The 16,465-nt window shown below is 62.9% G+C and carries 16 protein-coding genes; 1 reads left to right on the top strand and 15 read right to left on the bottom strand.

What is annotated here, in order from left to right:
• Positions 1-3: 3 nt before the first annotated feature.
• The 15 genes from motD to fliW all read right to left on the bottom strand — a co-directional run bounded on the left by motD (position 4) and on the right by fliW (position 15,855).
• The gene (motD, locus tag QZ656_RS17070) at positions 4-849 is read right to left on the bottom strand and encodes a flagellar motor protein MotD (protein ID WP_291994521.1); all 846 of its coding nucleotides are present in this window, start codon (positions 847-849) and stop codon (positions 4-6) included.
• A gap of 3 nt (positions 850-852) precedes the next feature.
• Positions 853-1,593 (bottom strand): flagellar motor protein, encoded by a 741-nt coding sequence (locus tag QZ656_RS17065; RefSeq protein ID WP_291994520.1) that lies wholly within the window; start codon positions 1,591-1,593, stop codon positions 853-855.
• Complete coding sequence (locus QZ656_RS17060) at positions 1,586-2,332, bottom strand: RNA polymerase sigma factor FliA (RefSeq protein WP_291994519.1); 747 nt, start codon at positions 2,330-2,332, stop codon at positions 1,586-1,588. Before QZ656_RS17060 ends, QZ656_RS17065 begins: the two co-directional genes overlap by 8 nt.
• Positions 2,333-2,351: 19 nt before the next feature.
• Positions 2,352-3,236 (bottom strand): AAA family ATPase, encoded by an 885-nt coding sequence (locus QZ656_RS17055; protein ID WP_291994518.1) that lies wholly within the window; start codon positions 3,234-3,236, stop codon positions 2,352-2,354.
• Entirely contained in the window at positions 3,229-4,590 is a 1,362-nt protein-coding gene (gene flhF / locus QZ656_RS17050) for a flagellar biosynthesis protein FlhF (protein ID WP_291994517.1), read from the bottom strand. The genes QZ656_RS17055 and flhF overlap by 8 nt, the downstream gene beginning before the upstream one ends.
• Entirely contained in the window at positions 4,587-6,674 is a 2,088-nt protein-coding gene (gene flhA, locus QZ656_RS17045) for a flagellar biosynthesis protein FlhA (RefSeq protein ID WP_291994516.1), read from the bottom strand. Before flhA ends, flhF begins: the two co-directional genes overlap by 4 nt.
• Positions 6,667-7,806, bottom strand: a complete 1,140-nt coding sequence (gene flhB, locus QZ656_RS17040; RefSeq protein ID WP_291994515.1) for a flagellar biosynthesis protein FlhB — start codon at positions 7,804-7,806, stop codon at positions 6,667-6,669. The genes flhA and flhB overlap by 8 nt, the downstream gene beginning before the upstream one ends.
• A gap of 177 nt (positions 7,807-7,983) precedes the next feature.
• The gene (locus QZ656_RS17035; RefSeq protein WP_291994514.1) at positions 7,984-9,915 is read right to left on the bottom strand and encodes a chemotaxis protein CheA; all 1,932 of its coding nucleotides are present in this window, start codon (positions 9,913-9,915) and stop codon (positions 7,984-7,986) included.
• A 10-nt stretch (positions 9,916-9,925) separates the two neighbouring features.
• Positions 9,926-10,786: a protein phosphatase CheZ gene (cheZ, locus tag QZ656_RS17030; RefSeq protein WP_291994513.1), complete on the bottom strand. Its 861-nt coding sequence runs from the start codon at positions 10,784-10,786 to the stop codon at positions 9,926-9,928.
• A gap of 1 nt (position 10,787) precedes the next feature.
• A complete protein-coding gene (gene cheY, locus QZ656_RS17025) occupies positions 10,788-11,177 on the bottom strand; it encodes a chemotaxis response regulator CheY (protein ID WP_291994512.1) in 390 nt (129 codons plus the stop codon).
• A gap of 21 nt (positions 11,178-11,198) precedes the next feature.
• A complete protein-coding gene (locus QZ656_RS17020) occupies positions 11,199-12,137 on the bottom strand; it encodes a chemotaxis protein (protein ID WP_291994511.1) in 939 nt (312 codons plus the stop codon).
• 24 nt (positions 12,138-12,161) lie between these two features.
• On the bottom strand, positions 12,162-13,130 hold the full coding sequence (locus QZ656_RS17015) for a chemotaxis protein (RefSeq protein WP_291994510.1): 969 nt from the start codon (positions 13,128-13,130) through the stop codon (positions 12,162-12,164).
• 178 nt (positions 13,131-13,308) lie between these two features.
• Complete coding sequence (locus QZ656_RS17010; RefSeq protein ID WP_291994509.1) at positions 13,309-14,973, bottom strand: methyl-accepting chemotaxis protein; 1,665 nt, start codon at positions 14,971-14,973, stop codon at positions 13,309-13,311.
• A 93-nt stretch (positions 14,974-15,066) separates the two neighbouring features.
• Entirely contained in the window at positions 15,067-15,312 is a 246-nt protein-coding gene (locus QZ656_RS17005; protein ID WP_291994508.1) for a hypothetical protein, read from the bottom strand.
• Positions 15,313-15,426: 114 nt separating this feature from the next.
• Positions 15,427-15,855 carry a flagellar assembly protein FliW gene (gene fliW / locus QZ656_RS17000; protein WP_291994507.1) on the bottom strand — a complete coding sequence of 143 codons (429 nt, stop codon included), beginning with the start codon at positions 15,853-15,855 and terminating at the stop codon, positions 15,427-15,429.
• 252 nt (positions 15,856-16,107) lie between these two features.
• Here fliW and QZ656_RS16995 point away from each other — a divergent pair, with 252 nt between their 5' ends.
• Complete coding sequence (locus QZ656_RS16995) at positions 16,108-16,398, top strand: transposase (RefSeq protein ID WP_291994506.1); 291 nt, start codon at positions 16,108-16,110, stop codon at positions 16,396-16,398.
• Positions 16,399-16,465 lie beyond the last annotated feature (67 nt).

Below are 16,465 nucleotides of genomic sequence, written 5' to 3'. Positions count from 1 at the left end.
GGACTATCGGTCCGCTACCGGAGTCGCCGGTGCCGCCTGCGGCGGCTCCTGCTCGGCGCGTGGCTCGACCGGTGGCGCCTGCAAATTGACTTCGGTCCCCGTTTCGGGAATGTTCGAGTCGATCAGAATCGATACCCGCCGATTGCGCGCCCGCCCGTCAGCGAGCGCATTCGGCTCAACCGGGCGCGTATCGGCGTAGCCAATCGCCGTCAGCCGTGTCGGGGCGATTCCGGCAGCGGCGAACAGACGCAAGACGGTCGTCGCCCGTACCGCCGAGAGCTCCCAGTTCGACGGGAACTGCGCATTGCTGATCGGCACGTCGTCGGTATGACCCTCGATGGTAATTGGAAAATCAGTGGCCACCAGCACCTCGGCGACCGATTGCATGGCTCTGGCCAGCTGCGGTTGGAGCAGCGCCTGCCCGGGCGAGAAGAGGATGCTGTCGTTGATCTCGATGGTCACGCCACGACTCGTTTCGAGGACCCGAACCTTTCCCTGCTCGACCAGCGGCGCCATCACCTCCAGGATGTCGCGGGCGATATTGCGCATTTTTTCGCGCTGTTTCTGGCGCACCGGTTCCTGCGTCTTGTCGGCCAGGCTGGCCTTCTGGACGGGTACCGGCGTCGGCACCACCAACGGGATCTGGCCGACGCTATTGACCGGGACGTTGCGAAAGGCGCTGACCATCGAATCACTGAGAATCCGATACTTGCCCTCGTTGACCGACGACAGCGCGTACATCACCACGAAAAAGGCAAACAGCAGCGTAATGAAATCGGCGTACGACACCAGCCAGCGTTCGTGGTTGTCGTGCTCCTCGTGCCGGTTTTCGCGCTTTCGGCGGGTCATGGATCAGAAAATATAGCCCTGCAGGCGGCTTTCGATAATCCGCGGGTTGTCACCATTGGCGATGCCCACCAGCCCATCGACGATCATTTCGCGCTGCACGACGAGGCGATTGATGTGTGCCTTCAATTTGTTGGCCATCGGTAGATAGACCAGATTGGCGAGTCCGACACCATAGATCGTCGCCACGAAGGCGACCGCGATGCCGGCGCCAAGTTTCGACGGGTCGGAAAGATTCTCCATCACCTGGATCAGGCCCATCACCGCGCCAAGAATGCCAATGGTCGGCGAATAACCACCGGCCGCCTCCCAGATTCTTGCCGAGAGCTTCATTTCCTGGTCGAAGGTATTGATCTCGACTTCAAGCACCTCGCGCAGCCGCTCGGGCTCGGCACCATCGACCAGCAGCTGCAGACCCTTGCGCGAAAACTCATCGCTGAGCTCGTTGACCACCGCATCGAGCGCCAGCAGGCCCTCGCGCCGCGACACCTGGCTCCAGCCGGAAACCTGCTGGATCAATTGCTGCGGGTTGAACACCGGTGGGCGCCAGATCCACTTCGCCATCCGGATGCCGCGCACAAAAGTGGCGTACGGACTCTGCAACATGACCGCGCCGAGCGTGCCGCCGACGACGATCAGAAACGCCGTCGGCTGCGACAGCGACCCGAGGTGGCCGCCTTCGAGAATCTGGCCGCCGACGATCGCCAGAAAACCAATCGACAAGCCGAGAATACTAATCCTATCCATCGCCCCGTGCCTTCCTCGGCGCCTTGCCAGCGCCTGCGAACAAGCGCGCGCGCAGTCTGGCGACGGCCTGGCTGTGCAACTGGCAGACGCGCGATTCGCTAACGCCCATTACCTCGCCGATCTCGCGAAGGTTCAGATCCTGCTCGTAATACAAGGCCATCATCAACTTTTCACGCTCCGGTAGAACGGCGATGGCCTGCGCCAACGCCAGACGGGCGCGCTCGCCATCGAACAGTTTCGCCGGGTCAGAGTCTCCTTCGACGCGATGCCGCGCCAGGAAATCGTCGCCATCCTCGGCGACCAGATCTTCGAGATAGACAAGCTGATGCCCGCGCGCGTCCTGCAGCATCTTCTGATAGTCGGTCAGCGGCATTTCCAGAGAATCGGCAAGCTCGCTTTCGGTCGGTGCGCGGCCATTTTCCTGTTCGAGCCGAGCGATCGCCACTTCGATGCGCCGGCAGTCCCGGCGCAAGCTACGCGGCAACCAATCGTTCTCGCGCAGGCCGTCGAGCATGGCGCCACGCACGCGCTGCGCCGCATAGATTTCGAACTGAGCGCCGACGCCGGCCTCGAAGCGGCCAATGGCATCAAGCAGGCCAAGCATCCCGTTCTGCACCAGATCGTCGAGCTGCACACTGGCAGGCAGGCGAGCCATCAAATGGCACGCAATGCGCTTTACCATCGGTGCAAAGCGCCGGACGAGCTGCTCCTTGTTGATCTGACCAGCCGCGTTGTACATTCTTTTCTGGGGGGAGCTATCAGGCGTAGATAGCTGTTGGATCGATACGTTGGCTCAAGTGTAGCAGTTGTTGGACAAAATATTCGAGCCCACCGCCATGCGTATCGGCTATTGGCCAGGCGAGCAGGTCGCTGGCCAGCCGCTGATACGCGCCGGCTGCCGGCGACTCCGGAAACAGCCCGAGGACCGCTTGACAGAGCCGCGATGCCTGCCGCAGATGCTCGTCAAGAGGGACGTAGCCGGCGAAATCGAGACGAGCGAGCCGGCGCGTATGCGTCACGTCGGCAATATTGTCGTAAACGGCCTGCGCCTCGCCAGCGGTTCGTGCCTTGTTGACCAGAATACGGAAATCCTTGCGCGAGTACGCCAGGCTGACTTTCTTGATCAAGGCGTAGGCCTCGGTAATCGAAGCGCCGTTCGGCGCGACGACAATCACCGCTTCCTGCGCGGCCAGACCGAGCGGCGAAAAGCCGAGCGGATGATCAAGCGAGGCATCGACCAGAACGACGTCGGCCGGCCGACCGATTTCGCCGAGGCTATCGAGCAGAATCCGCTGCTCGGCGACGCTCAGATTGGCCAGCTGGTTGACCACCCCGGCCGCGGGCAGGACCCGCACGGCCGGCGCCACCGCCACGATGACCTCGGCCAGCGATTTCTTGCGATCGATCACCTGCTGCAGATCGTAGTGCGCCGGCGCACCGAAGTACGCCGCGACGTTGTCGCCGGTATTCTCGTCGACCACCAGTACGTCGCGGCCCTGCCGCGCCAGCGCAGCAGCCACATTGGCCACGACGACGCTCTTGCCGACACCGACGCCACCGGCGACGAAAGTCACCACCCGCAGTTGCGGACGGCCAAAGAGGCGGCGTAGCCCGGCCGCCTGATCGCCCCGAAAATCAGCCATGCTGAACTCCGGCGGTTGCCGCGCTGACCGCCGCGCTGGCCATCATCAGACCCGGCTCGACGCCGTCCAGACGATGCGGCGAAGTCTCGGGCAGATCCTTGAAGGCGCGGTGCAGGAGATAAGCGCGATTCGGCAGGTGCAAATCCTCGGGCACCCGCTGCCCGTTCGAAACGTAGTAGAGCCGCAAACGATGGCGGATGACGACGTCGAGCGAAGCCGCCAGGCTGGCAGCTTCGTCGACCTTGGTGAGAATGCAACCGGCCAAATGCTGCAGGCCGCTGTAGGCCTTGACGACGTCGTCCAGGGTATCGCCGCGGCCGGTCGCCGAAAGCAGCAACAGCGACTTGACGTCATTGTCGGCAAACATCGCCACCTGCTCGCTGACCAGACGATCGCGCTGACTCATGCCCATCGTGTCGATCAGTACCATGTGCGTGTGCCGCAAGTCCTGCAGCGTCGCCCGCAGGTCGTCGGCGTCCTTGGCCAGGTGCACGGAGACGCCCAGGATGCGGCCGTAGATGCGCAACTGCTCGTGCGCGCCGATCCGGTAACCATCGGTGGTCACCAGGGCGAGTTTGCGGGCGCCGTGGCGCAATACGCAGCGCGCAGCGAGCTTGGCGGTGGTCGTCGTCTTGCCGACTCCGGTCGGACCGACCAGCGCATAGATACCACCACGATCGACGATGTCGGCCTCGCTATTGGTGGTCAACATGCCGCGGTCGGCGCCACCCTTGACCCACGCCAGCGCCTGGGCGGCGTCGAGATCGTGCGGCAGGTCGGCGAGCAAATCGCGGGCAAAGCGCGGCGAAAAGCCGGCGTCGAGCATCTGCCGCAGGATTTCGGTCTTGACCGGTTCGGCACGTGCCGACTCACCCCAGGCAAAACCGGCCAGTTGTTGCTCGACGATTCGCCGCAGGCTACGAATCTCGTCCATCACGGCGGCGGAAACCACCTCGGCCTGCGCTGGCGGACCGCTGCTCGGCTGCGGCCGCGGCAGCTCGATCTTCGGCAGCGGTCGTGCCGCCAACGGTGGCGAGGATCGATGCGGCGCTGGCGATGCCGGGCGCGGCGCTGGCGCCGCGGCCGGCGCCGATCCTTTGGCGACTGCCCGCGCCGGCGCCGGCGCTCGCCTGGCCGAGGTATCGAGTGACGTGGCCGGCGGTGATTCCCGGCGCGGCGCCGGGCGCTCGGCGCTCGGCACGATCATTTCCATGTCGCGGGCGGCAACCGCCATGATCTCGACGCCTCCCGGAATGCTGCGATTGGACAGAATGATCGCGTCCGGTCCGAGAGTCTCCTTGACCTTGCGCAAGGCGTCTCGCGCGGTCGCGGCGATGAATTTCCTGACGTTCATACCCTGCCTCCAATGATAGAGGTAACTTTGATGATCCTGTTTTCAGGCACCTCGCCGTGCGCCAGGACCTTCAGCTGCGAGATACTGCGGCGCAAGAAACGCGACAATAACGTGCGCAGCTTGCCGGGTACCAGCAGCACGGTCGGCAAGCCAACGTCTTCCTGGCGCTGCGCTGCAGCCGCCGTTTCACGGACCAGCGTATCGGCCAGACCGGGCTCGATACTGGTGCCATCGCCGCCGCCGGCTACAGCCTGCAAGAGAATACGTTCCAGTTGCGGGTCGAGCGACATCACCTGTATTTCGGCAGCGCCCGGAAACAGCTCCTGGACAATCGAACGACCCAGCGCCATCCGCAGCTGCGCGGTCAGCACTTCGGGATCCTGCGAGCGCGGCGCGACGTCGGCCAGCGTTTCGATGATCGTGCGCATATCGCGAAGATGGACGCCCTCTTCCAGCAAATTGCGCAGCACTTTCTGGAAAACACCCAACGGCAGCACCTTGGGTACCACGTCCTCGACCAGCTTGGGCATTTCCTTGGCCAGGTGATCGAGCAGCGCCTGCGTCTCCTGTCGCCCGAGAAGCTCGGCGGCATGGGTAAGAATCAGCTGATTGAGATGCGTCGCCGTCACCGTGCTGGCGTCGACGACGGTGTAGCCGTAAGCCTGCGCCTGCTCGCGCAAGCCGAGGTCGATCCACACCGCCGGCAGACCGTAGGCGGGGTCCTTGGTGACCGTTCCCGGCACCTCGCCGGCAACCCGGCCGGGGTTGATCGCCAGCAGCTTGCCCGGAAAAGCTTCGCCAACGCCGATCTCGACGCCTTTCAGGAGAATCTTGTAGGCATTCGGTTTGAGTTCCAGATTGTCGCGAATGTGTACCGGCGACACCAGGAAACCCACTTCCTGCGCGAACTTCTTGCGAATGCCGCGGATGCGCCGCAGCAACTCGCCGTCCTGCGCCTTGTCGACCAGCGGAATCAAGCGATAGCCGACCTCCAGGCCGAGGACATCGAGCGCCGTGACGTCGGCCCAACTGGCTTCCTGCGTGTCACGCGCGGCGACCGGTGCGACGGCGACCGGCAGCGGCGCCTCGACGCGCTCGCTTTTCTCCAGCTGCCAGGCGAGCGTCGCGAGAACGCCGGCGAGCAGCAGGAAAACGAAATTCGGCATGCCGGGAATCAGGCCCAGCAAGCCGATGATCGCCGCGGTCAGGAACAGCAAGCGCGGATTCTTGAACAGCTGCGCAGCGAACTGCTGCGAGACGTCCTGGCCATCGCCGACGCGGGTGACGACCATGCCCGCGGCAATCGAGATGATCAGCGCCGGGATCTGCGCCACCAGGCCATCACCAATGGTCAGCAGGGTGTAGGTTTTGGCGGCGGTGGCGATATCCAGATCGTGCTGGAGAACGCCGACGAAGAGCCCACCGACGACGTTGATCAGCATGATCAGAATGCCGGCAACGGCGTCGCCACGAACAAACTTGGACGCACCATCCATCGAACCGAAGAAGTCCGCCTCGTCGGCGATAGTTACGCGTCGCCTCCGCGCTTCGTCCTCGCCGATCAGGCCGGCGTTGAGATCGGCGTCGATGGCCATCTGCTTGCCCGGCATGGCGTCGAGCGTAAACCGCGCGGCGACTTCGGCGACGCGTCCGGCACCCTTGGTGATGACCACGAAATTGATGATCACCAGAATCGTGAACACCACCAGACCGACCGCATAATTGCCGCCGACCAGAAAATATCCGAAGGCTTCTATGACCTGCCCTGCCGCGCCGGGACCGGTATGCCCATCGAGCAGAACGACGCGGGTAGACGCAACGTTCAGCGACAGCCGCAGCAAGGTGGTCACCAGCAGGACGGTCGGGAACACCGAGAAATCCAATGGTTTCAGCACACTCATCGCGACCAGCATGACGATTACCGAAATGGCGATGTTGAAGGTGAAAAAGAGATCGAGCACAAATGGCGGCAAGGGCAACACCATCATTGCCAGAATCGCCAGGATCACCAGCGGACCGGCCAGCTGCCGATGGCCGAAGCGAGCGAAGAGATCGTGCACCGCGACGACGGCGGCGTTAGCCATGCTGCGCCTCCGGAACGAGTTCGACCGGAACGGCGATGTCGCGCGGCGGCTGCGGATGCTTGCCGCCCGTCGTGCGCCAGCTGTGCAGCTGATAGACGTAGGCGAGAATCTCGGCGACGGCCGCGTAGAGCGCCGCCGGTATTTCCTGGTCGAGTTCGGCGTGGCGGTAGAGCGCCCGCGCCAGCGGCGGCGCCTCGACCGTCGGCACGTCGTTGGCGGCCGCGACCTCGCGGATCCTGAGCGCCATCTCGCCCATTCCCTTGGCCAGCAGTTTCGGTGCGCCCATGCCGCTCTTGTAGGCCAGGGCCACCGCGTAGTGGCTGGGGTTGGTCACGATCACGTCGGCAGCCGGCACGGCCGCCATCATCCGCTTGCGCGCGGCAGCCCGCTGCAACTGACGGATGCGATTTTTGACCTCCGGATTACCTTCCAGCTCCCTGCCTTCCTGCTTGACTTCCTGACGGCTCATCTTGAGCTTGTCGTGGTGCTGCCAGATCTGGAACGGGACGTCGACCGCGACAATCAGCAGCATCGCCGAAACAATCACCAGAAAACTGAAACTGAGCAAGTGGCCGGCGGCGGCCAGACCGGCGTCGAGTGATTGCGCGAACATCGCCAGCAGGTCGCCTCTCTCGTTCCACAGAACCCAGGCGGCAACGCCGGCGATCAGCGAAGACTTGACCACCGCCTTGAGCAATTCGACCAGTCCGTTCCAGGAAATCAGGCGCGCCAGGCCCTTGAGTGGATTCATCCGACCCAGGTCGGGCTGCAGGGCCTTCGGCGAGAAATTCCAGCTGCCAACAAAAAAAGGCGAGAGCAACGCGGCGGCGATCAGGGCCGCGAACAGCGGCGTGAGTGAGAGCATCGCGTCGATCGAGATATCGGCCAGGCGAACCAGCATCAGCGCCGGTTCGCGCGCCAGCCCCTGGTCGACGATCAACGCCCGGCGGAAAAGCCCGGCAACGCGCTCCACCAGCCACGGACCGACCAGCCAGAAACCGGCCGCCGCAACGATCAGAATCAGAAAGGTACCGACCTCCCGTGAGCGAGGGACCTGTCCCTCCTCACGCGCCTGTTCGAGACGTCTCGATGACGCCGCTTCGGTTTTTTCGAGGTCGCTTTCCTCTGCCATTTCGAGTTTCCAGTGGGATCGTGGCTATTATAGGAAAAAACTCTAATAAATAAAGATGTAGGCGATCTTATTTAGGCCAATTCTCGAATAGTGGCGCGTGCGCAACAGTTGTCGCAACGACACAAATGCAAAAAAGGGGCCGAAGCCCCTTGTGGAAGATGCTGACTGCCGCAGCGTTCAGGCAAGAGATTCCAGCGCCCGGACGGGCAGATGGCGCAGTTCGCGTTCGGCAGGCGCGGTCAAATCGGTGAGCAATTCCTTCATGTCCAGGATCAGAACGATCTGACCGTTGGACAGCGTCGTCACGCCGGCGACGCCGCGCGGCCGAAAATCGTCAAGCGCCTTGATCACCGCGTCGTCACGACCGGCGAAGTTGTCGACAGCGAGAATGAAGCTCCGCTCGGCGGTCTGCATCAGGACGCCAAACTCGGGTTTTCGCAGCTGCGGCCAGCCGAGCAGCCGCGACAGGGCGATCACCGGCAGGATCTCGCCACGGACGACCAGCGTTTCCTTGCCGCCAACCTCCTGCATGTTCTCCGAGTCGATCGGCAGGATTTCCCTGACCATCGACAGCGGTAGCGCAAACGGCTGCTCGCCGAGGACCACCAGCAGCACCGGCAGGATGGCCAGCGTCAAGGGCAGCGAAATGATGAACACCGAGCCCTTGCCAAGTTCGGAGCGGATCTCGATCGAACCGTTGAGCTTCTGGATATTGGTCTTGACAACGTCCATGCCGACGCCGCGGCCCGATACGGCCGAGGCCTGCGCCATGGTCGAGAAACCGGGCAGGAAGATCAAATTCAGACTCTGCCGATCGTCAAGCGTATTGGCCTCTTCTTCGCTGATGATGTTTTTCTCGACGGCTTTCGCCCTGATCCGTTCAGGGCTGATACCGCGACCATCGTCGGCGATGATCAAGACGATGTGATCACCCTCCTGACGCGCCTCGAGCCGAACCACGCTCTTGGCGTCCTTGCCGGCCGCTCGCCGCTGCTCGGGTGACTCGACACCGTGGTCGACGGCATTGCGAATCAGGTGAATCAGCGGATCCGCCAGATCTTCGATCATCGTCTTGTCGACTTCTGTCTCTTCGCCAATCAGCGCCAGCTCGACGTCCTTGCCGAGTTGTCGAGCCAGATCGCGGGCAATCCGTGGGTATTTCTGGAACAGGCGACCGATCGGCTGCATGCGCGTCTTCATCACCGAATTCTGCAAGTCGGAGACCAGCAGGTCGAGCTGGCTGACCGCCTGGTCGAGCGCCTGTAGCGTCTCGGTGTCGGTTCTGCCGGCGAGGATATCCGCCCGCAAACTGGTCAGCCGGTTCTTCGTCAAACCGATTTCGCCGGACAGATTGAGCACCTGATCCAGGCGCGCCGTATCGACCCGGATCGTCGTCTCGCGAGCGGCGCTTTTTTCTTCGGCGCGACGACCCGAACTGCCGGTGCGCGCGGCCAGGCCCGGCTTGTCGGTAGAACGACGTCCTTCCGGCGGGAAATGCGGCTGCAGCGCCGCCACGTCGACGGCCGTCGCCGCTGCCGCCGCGGCCGCCGTGGCGGCGGGTGGCCGTGCGGCTGCCGGCGCTGCGTTCTGGCCGACCAGTGCCTGATGCAAGACCTGCCAGTCCGGACCTGTCGCCGCCGAAGCGCGCTTCTCTGGCGCCGCCGCTACCGGCGTTACCGGCGTTACCGGCGCAGCAAGGTCGGGACTGTTGGCCACTTCATCGACCAGTGCGGCGCGCAGCGTGCCCGTCACTTCGAGCGGCGCCGGGTCCGGCTGCCGCCCCTGGGCGATCTCGCCGAACATGTCGCGAACCGCCTGCGTGGCCGCCATGATGGTGTCCATCAAGGTCGGCGTCAGCGTTTTTTCGGCGTTCCGCAACTTGTCGAACAAACTCTCGGTCAGGTGACAGAGCGTCACCAGTTCGGCGGCGTTGAGAAAGCCGGCGCCACCCTTGATCGTGTGAAAGCCGCGAAAGATGTCATTCAGCAAACGGGCGTCGTCGGGACTCCGCTCGAGATCGACGAGCTTGTTGTCGACATCCGACAGCAGATCACCGGCTTCCTGCAGGAAATCCTGCAACAGGTCTTCCATCCCGGCAAAAGCACTCATCTTGATTCTCCTAGAATCCCAGGCTGTCGAGCAGGTCGTCGACCTGCTGCTGCGACGCCACGACATCGTTGCGCCCGGCGGCGTTGACCACCGGCCCGTTGAGCAGACTCAACACCGATTCGGTACGCCGCTCGCCCGGCATCGTTTCAATCAGCACGCCCATCAGTTGCGACTCCAGCTCCTGGGCGACGGCAATCGTCTTCTTGATCACCTGCCCGGTCAGATCCTGGAAATCCTGCGCCATCATGATCTCGAGCAGCTGCGCCTTGGTCGCTTCGGTCTTTTCGGGAATTCCCTGCTTGAGAAAGCTGCGCGTCTCGTCGGCCAGACGCTTGAAGTCGTCGACGCCCATCTTGTTGGCGTACAGCGCATCCCATTTCAGCGACAGCACGGCCGCCCCGACCTCGAGTTCGTCCTGCAGCGGCGTCGCAACATCGGTCGCGTTGAGAACCCGGCACGCCGCCTGCTCGGTGAGATTGGCGATATAGGTCAATCGGTCGCGGGTGTCCGGGATGGCGGCCACCGTGCTTTCGAGCAGCGCGTGATAGCCCAACTCGCCGAGCGTGTCGTGCAACTGCCTGGCCATCTGGCCGACGCGCTGAAACACCTTGTCGTTGCTGCTGACGCTGGCGGCGGCGGGCGGCTCGGCAGGCGCTGCGTCATCCGTACGCTGCGCGGCAACCACCGCTTCGAACAAGCTTTGCAACTCGTCGCTGTCGTCGTCCTCGCCATCGCCCTCGCGCAGTCGCTGTAGCAGCGATGCTTGGCCCTGCTCCGGCGGCGGCGCGGCGCTCTTAGCAACGTCCGCGACGATGCTTTCGAACAAGTCCTCGAGTTCCTTCGAGTCCCCAGAGGTGTTGGCATCGCTCATCTCAGCCACCCATCTTGTCAAAAATCTTCTGCAGCTTCTCGGCCAGCGTTGCCGCCGTAAACGGCTTGACGATGTAGCCACTGGCACCGGCCTGCGCCGCGGCGATGATGTTTTCCTTCTTCGCTTCAGCGGTAATCATCATCACCGGCAGGTGCTTGAGCGCCGGCGTGGCGCGAATCGCCTTCAGCAGCTGCAGGCCGTCCATATTCGGCATATTCCAGTCGGTGACGACGAATTCGACGCCGCCCGCCTTCAGTTTCTGCAGCGCGATGGCGCCGTCCTCGGCCTCATCAACGTTGGCAAAGCCCAGTTCCTTGAGGAGATTTCTGACGATACGGCGCATCGTCGAAAAGTCGTCCACCACCAGAATTCGCATCTTTGGATCAGCCATCTATTACTCCTGGTTCTTCTTTTAGCGCTCGAGCAGGGGGCGCAGCGTATCGGCAAGGACTTCGGCGTCGAACTTGGCGACGTACGCGTCAACACCGACTGCCTTGCCCATCGCGTGATTGGCCTGCGACGACAGCGACGAGTGCATGACCACCGGCACGCCGCTAAAGCGGGCGTCGCCCTTGATGTGCTTGGTGAGGACGTAGCCGTCCATTTCCGGCATTTCGGCGTCAACCAGAATCATCCGGATCTCGTCGCGCACGCCGCTGCCGATCTGGCTGGCGTGCGCGGCGATTCCCTGCAGCCGGCTCCAGGCCTCGGCGCCATTGGTCGCGTGCTTGTGCTTGACGCCCAGCTTGTCGAGCACCTCGGCGATCTTCCGGCGAGCGACGACCGAATCGTCAACAAAGAACACGCTGACGTCCTCACCGACGTTGGCCGGCTGGATATCGACAATGATCGCCTCGCCAAAGGCGTTGGCCAGGATCTGCTCGACGTCGAGAATCGACACCAGCTTGCCGTCGTCGAGTTCGGTGACGGCGGTAATCAAACCCTGATTGCTCGCCAGGACGCTTTCCGGTGCCTTCACCCTCTCCCAATCGACGCGGATGATCCGATCGACTTCGTGCACCAGAAAGCCGAGCGTTCGCTTCGAGTACTCGGCGACCATCATCGTCTTGCCGTACTCAAGCGGCTGATCCTTGTGCTCAAGAAAGGAGATCAGCGACAGCACCGGGATGACGTTGCCGCGCAAGGAAATCAGGCCTTCTACGCCGCGCGGCATATTCGGCGTCTTGGTGATATGCGGTGTGCGGCCGACCTCGCGGACCTTGAAGACGTTGATCCCGAAGGTCTCCCGCGTACCCAGCGAGAACAACAGGATCTCCATCTTGTTGGAACCGGCTAGCCGGGTTCTCGCGTCAACGCCCTCGAGCAGGTTCTTCCGTTCTGCCAAATCCATCGTATCGCTCCAGAGATCGCGAGATCAGGTCAACTGTACCGTGGGAAGATCGCCCAACAGCCGTCTCGCCAGCGTTTCCGACAATCGCTGCGGCTCGAACTTGGGCACATACTCGTCAACGCCAACGGACTTGCCAAGCTGCTGGTTGGACATCCCCGACAGCGACGAATGCATGATCACCGGCACACCGGCAAAGCGCGCGTCGGACTTGATCTTCTTGGTCAGGATGTAGCCATCCATTTCGGGCATCTCGATGTCGGTCAGCACCAGGCTGATCAGCTCGCTGACCGGCCGCCCGGCCGACACCGCGTAGGCGGCCGTCTTGGTGAGTTCGTCCCACGCTTCCAGACCATTGATCGCCGCCACGAATTTGACGTCCATGGCCTCGAGCGTGCGCTCGATCTGCTTGCGGGCGACCGCCGAGTCGTCGGCGAAGTAGACCGTCAACTCGGGTTTGCCAAGCGGCTTGATGTTGCGGAAGACGATCTCGTCGTCGTAGTGGGTCGTTTCCGACAGGATTTTTTCGACGTCCATCAGCATCACCAGACGACCGTCGCTCAACTCCGTCACCGCGGTCACCAGGCCACCCATTTCAGCCAGAAGCATCGCTGGCGGCACGCGCATCTGACTCCAGTCGAGGCGGAGAATGGTATCGACCCCCTCAACCAGGAATCCCTGCGTGTGGCCAGCGTACTCGGTGACGATCATGATCGAACGCGGCGCCTGGCTATCGACGCCGGCATAGCGCGCCAGATCGACGACCGGCACCAGCACGCCGCGCAGACTGACCATTCCCTGAACCGAAGCGGGCATTTCCGGCGCTGCCGTAATCAAGGGCGTGCGCATGACCTCGCGGACCTTGAAAACATTGATACCAAAGGTCTCCTGCCGGCCGGTACGCGAATCGGTACCGAGCGAGAACAGCAGAATCTCCAGCTTGTTGGTCCCCGCCAGCTTGGTGCGGGCGTCGATGCTCTTCAACAGTTCTGACATTACTCTCTTCCCTCGCGCACGGACCAGGACACGCCTTGCCGCAAACATCTTAAGCCAATCAGCGCTGCGCCGTCATGATCGACCATCGGCCGCAAACGGCGACGACTCATCGAGCAACAGCGACCAGGCAAGCCATCACCGTGGCCTCGGTCGCCGACACGACTCCGGACTACAGACATCACACCTCGGTCTTGTAACCAATACGGAAACCACCCCAGCGCCGGCCCTTGACGACGATCGGCGCCGAAATGTCGTGCATCACCTCGCCGGTGTCGCGCCGGTAGGTCTGCAAGAGGAAAGGCTGATCGTGCGTGCCGCAGCGCTTTCCTACCGGGTCGTCAAAAACACGCTTGCTCCGATTGTTCACGAAATCAAGCTTCTCGTCGCCGGTCAGCGGCTGTGAGAACTTGCGGTTGTGCGTCGGCACGTAACTGTTGCGATCGATACAAATCGCGTAGACCGCCCATTTGCACTGCTCGAGTACGCTCTCTTGCAGCGGCGTTACGTTCTGATCGGTGAAATCGTCGAAACGCGTCTTGAATTTCTGCGGCCGGGTATTGGCGATCGGCTGGTAGCGGTCGTCGAAAAGGTCTTCGATTCTGATCTTGCCGGTGTCGATCGCTCGCTCGAAAAGCTGCCCGACGCCAAGCGCCGTCTGCTTGACGATCTCGGGCATCCGGGCATGCGTCGCCAGCGCCTGATCGCCGACCGCGCCGAGTTTGAAGACGTTGCTGATCTCCCGGAGATTCTCGGCCAGGCATTCGACATGATCGACCGCGACCAGCGTCTCGGCGGCCACGGCGTTATTGGCGTCGGCCATATCCCTGATCCGGCGGACATGCTCGGCGATACTCTGGCCGGTGCGGCTCTGTTGGCTGACGGCGACGGCGATGGCGTCGACTTTCTCCATCGTCGCGCGCGCGCCGCTGTTGATGCGCTCCAGCGACTCGGCTGCCTGCCGGGCAAGTTCGGCACCATTGCGAGCCTGGCCGCTACCCGCCTCAATACTCGAAATCGCGCTCTGCGTCTCACCCTGAATCGCGGCAATCATCTGGCTGATCTCGCCAGTTGCCTGTGAGGTGCGCTCGGCGAGCTTGCGCACCTCGTCGGCAACGACCGCGAAGCCACGCCCCTGATCGCCTGCGCGCGCCGCCTCGATCGCCGCGTTGAGCGCCAGCAGGTTGGTCTGGTCGGCGATCTCGCGAATCGTCTGGACGATGCCGCTGATCGCCTTCGAACGTTCGCCAAGCGCACACACCACTTTCGCCGACTGGGTCACCGAAGCGGCAATTTGTTCCATTTCTGCCGACGCGCTGTGCACGATGCGCATCCCTTCGGTAGACAACTGGTTCGAGGTCTCGGAAATGGTCGCCGTTTCGCTGGCACTCTGATTGACCTGATTCATGTTCTCGGTCAACTCGCCCATCGCGGTAGTCGTCGCCAGGGCCGCGTCGCGTTGCTGATTCGACCCGGCGGCGACGCGGTTGGCGTCGCCCATCAGTTGCTTGGACGCACTTACCACCTCGACCGAGTTGAACAGCACCTTGCCGACGATCGTTGCAAAGCTGCCGATCAGGCGGTTGAAATCGCTGGCCACGGCGGCAATCTCGTCGCTCCCCTGCACCGCTGCCCGCCTGGTCAGGTCGCCATCGCCGTACATGCCGGCAATCACTACCCGCAATGCGTTCAGACGACCGACCAGATTGTTCTCGACGAGCACCGCAAGGAGCACGGCCAAAACGGCCAGCACGCCGAGGGCAGCAAGCCAGGCATTGACGCTGCCGCCGAAAACGCTGCTCACCAGCCACGCGGCCAGAGCAGAAGCGGCAAGCTGAAGCAACATTACGGCACGAATCTTCCAAGCAACTCCGCCCATCTTCTTGCTCCCTTCAGGTATCGTCGGCCGGCTCGCCACTACAGCGGTTTACGACACAAATTACGCTTTCTTGAGGATCGCCGTCGAAGTACTTGCGAAAATGGCGTCGCACCCGGTCACCACGCTGAGCGTTCGCTTGGCCAACGTGGTCAGCAGATTACCCTCGTGCGTCGTCGTATCGAACTGGAAATCGTTGATCAGCCACGGACTGTGCGGCCCGGCGGTGATCAGCCTATCGTCGGCCAACATCAACCGCCGCGAGCCGGCGGCAGTGGTGCGCAGCCGCTCACCGACAAACACCGGCATTGCCAACGGTACAAGCTGCGCCGCCTGCGCACTGTCGACGCCCTCGGCGCTGACGCTACCGGCAACCCACTTGACCTTGTCGACCGCCGTGGCGCCGCCTGTCGCTGCCGGACATCAGCGCGCGCGATAGAGCAGCGTCGGATGCACTTCCTGCAAGACCTTCTGGAACGCCCGCCGATTGGCTGGATTGAGGATGATCGGCGAGCGCGTATTGGCGGCAATCTTGCCGCCCGCGGCGGGGTCGCGGTAAACGATCACCACCACCGTCGCGTCCTCTGGACGTTCGAGCCCGAGCAGCTCGCAGTCGGCGTCGGAAAGCTCGATCTGGTATTCGAGATCGAGCACCTCGGGCTCGACGATCGGGAACATCAAGGCCGGGTCGTCGAGCGACTGCAGCCAGAACACCGTCGCCTTGCCTTCCTCGTGAAAGATCTTGAAGCGGCGACAGTCGGCAAAACCGGCGAGGCCCTCGGCGAAAGTAAATACGGTGTCCGGATCGACCGGCACATCCGCCAAACCAAAGTGTTCGAGATCAATTTTCATGGGGCCTCCCTGAGCGATGCCGCGCGCTTGCCAAGAGGCGTAATTTAACCTGTTTCGGCGAGCAGCGGCAATCCGCTCGGCGCCTTAAGCAGCGACCATGGCGACCACTATCCTCGCCACGACGAAAAAGAATGAGCCCGTGGTTTCGTCGGCGATGACAGCACAGCGAAAAACCATCCTGCATGTCGATTGTGGTCCTGCGCTGCGGCTGGCGAGATTCGCTGCGACATCGACGCCTCGGTCGCGCCCGATTTGGTCGGCCGCCTGACCGCCATGGCGCCGCTCGCCGGCGCCAGCGTGGACGCGATCCTCTCCAGCGACAATCTGAAGCAACTGTCGGCGCACGCAGTGCCGCCCGCCTTGAGCGAGTTCCGGCGCGTGCTGACGCCAAATGCTCGGGTCCATGTGGTGATGACGTCGCTGCTGGATACGGCGCTTTTTCCGGCCGCCTCGTTTGCCGATCCGTACCACAGTCGCTGGCGCGTTGAAGAGGCGTTTCGCCGGCTCAAGAATCGAATCGCCTTGGAGCATACTCCGGCTTGACTTGGCATGCGGCTCCTCAGGGTTTCGCCGCCAAGGCCGTCGTCGACAAGCTCACCGCACTGGCCGC

This window comes from Candidatus Accumulibacter sp. ACC003, assembly GCF_907163085.1.
GTDB lineage: Bacteria > Pseudomonadota > Gammaproteobacteria > Burkholderiales > Rhodocyclaceae > Accumulibacter.
The sequence above is the reverse complement of the archived record's forward strand: the minus strand, read 5'-3'. Positions and strand labels throughout refer to the sequence as shown.

Coding starts and splice junctions, on each gene's coding strand:
- motD (WP_291994521.1), bottom strand. CDS start 849: ATGACCCGCCGAAAGCGCGAAAACCGGCACGAGGAGCACGACAACCAC.
- QZ656_RS17065 (WP_291994520.1), bottom strand. CDS start 1,593: ATGGATAGGATTAGTATTCTCGGCTTGTCGATTGGTTTTCTGGCGATC.
- QZ656_RS17060 (WP_291994519.1), bottom strand. CDS start 2,332: ATGTACAACGCGGCTGGTCAGATCAACAAGGAGCAGCTCGTCCGGCGC.
- QZ656_RS17055 (WP_291994518.1), bottom strand. CDS start 3,236: ATGGCTGATTTTCGGGGCGATCAGGCGGCCGGGCTACGCCGCCTCTTT.
- flhF (WP_291994517.1), bottom strand. CDS start 4,590: ATGAACGTCAGGAAATTCATCGCCGCGACCGCGCGAGACGCCTTGCGC.
- flhA (WP_291994516.1), bottom strand. CDS start 6,674: ATGGCTAACGCCGCCGTCGTCGCGGTGCACGATCTCTTCGCTCGCTTC.
- flhB (WP_291994515.1), bottom strand. CDS start 7,806: ATGGCAGAGGAAAGCGACCTCGAAAAAACCGAAGCGGCGTCATCGAGA.
- QZ656_RS17035 (WP_291994514.1), bottom strand. CDS start 9,915: ATGAGTGCTTTTGCCGGGATGGAAGACCTGTTGCAGGATTTCCTGCAG.
- cheZ (WP_291994513.1), bottom strand. CDS start 10,786: ATGAGCGATGCCAACACCTCTGGGGACTCGAAGGAACTCGAGGACTTG.
- cheY (WP_291994512.1), bottom strand. CDS start 11,177: ATGGCTGATCCAAAGATGCGAATTCTGGTGGTGGACGACTTTTCGACG.
- QZ656_RS17020 (WP_291994511.1), bottom strand. CDS start 12,137: ATGGATTTGGCAGAACGGAAGAACCTGCTCGAGGGCGTTGACGCGAGA.
- QZ656_RS17015 (WP_291994510.1), bottom strand. CDS start 13,130: ATGTCAGAACTGTTGAAGAGCATCGACGCCCGCACCAAGCTGGCGGGG.
- QZ656_RS17010 (WP_291994509.1), bottom strand. CDS start 14,973: ATGTTGCTTCAGCTTGCCGCTTCTGCTCTGGCCGCGTGGCTGGTGAGC.
- QZ656_RS17005 (WP_291994508.1), bottom strand. CDS start 15,312: ATGCCGGTGTTTGTCGGTGAGCGGCTGCGCACCACTGCCGCCGGCTCG.
- fliW (WP_291994507.1), bottom strand. CDS start 15,855: ATGAAAATTGATCTCGAACACTTTGGTTTGGCGGATGTGCCGGTCGAT.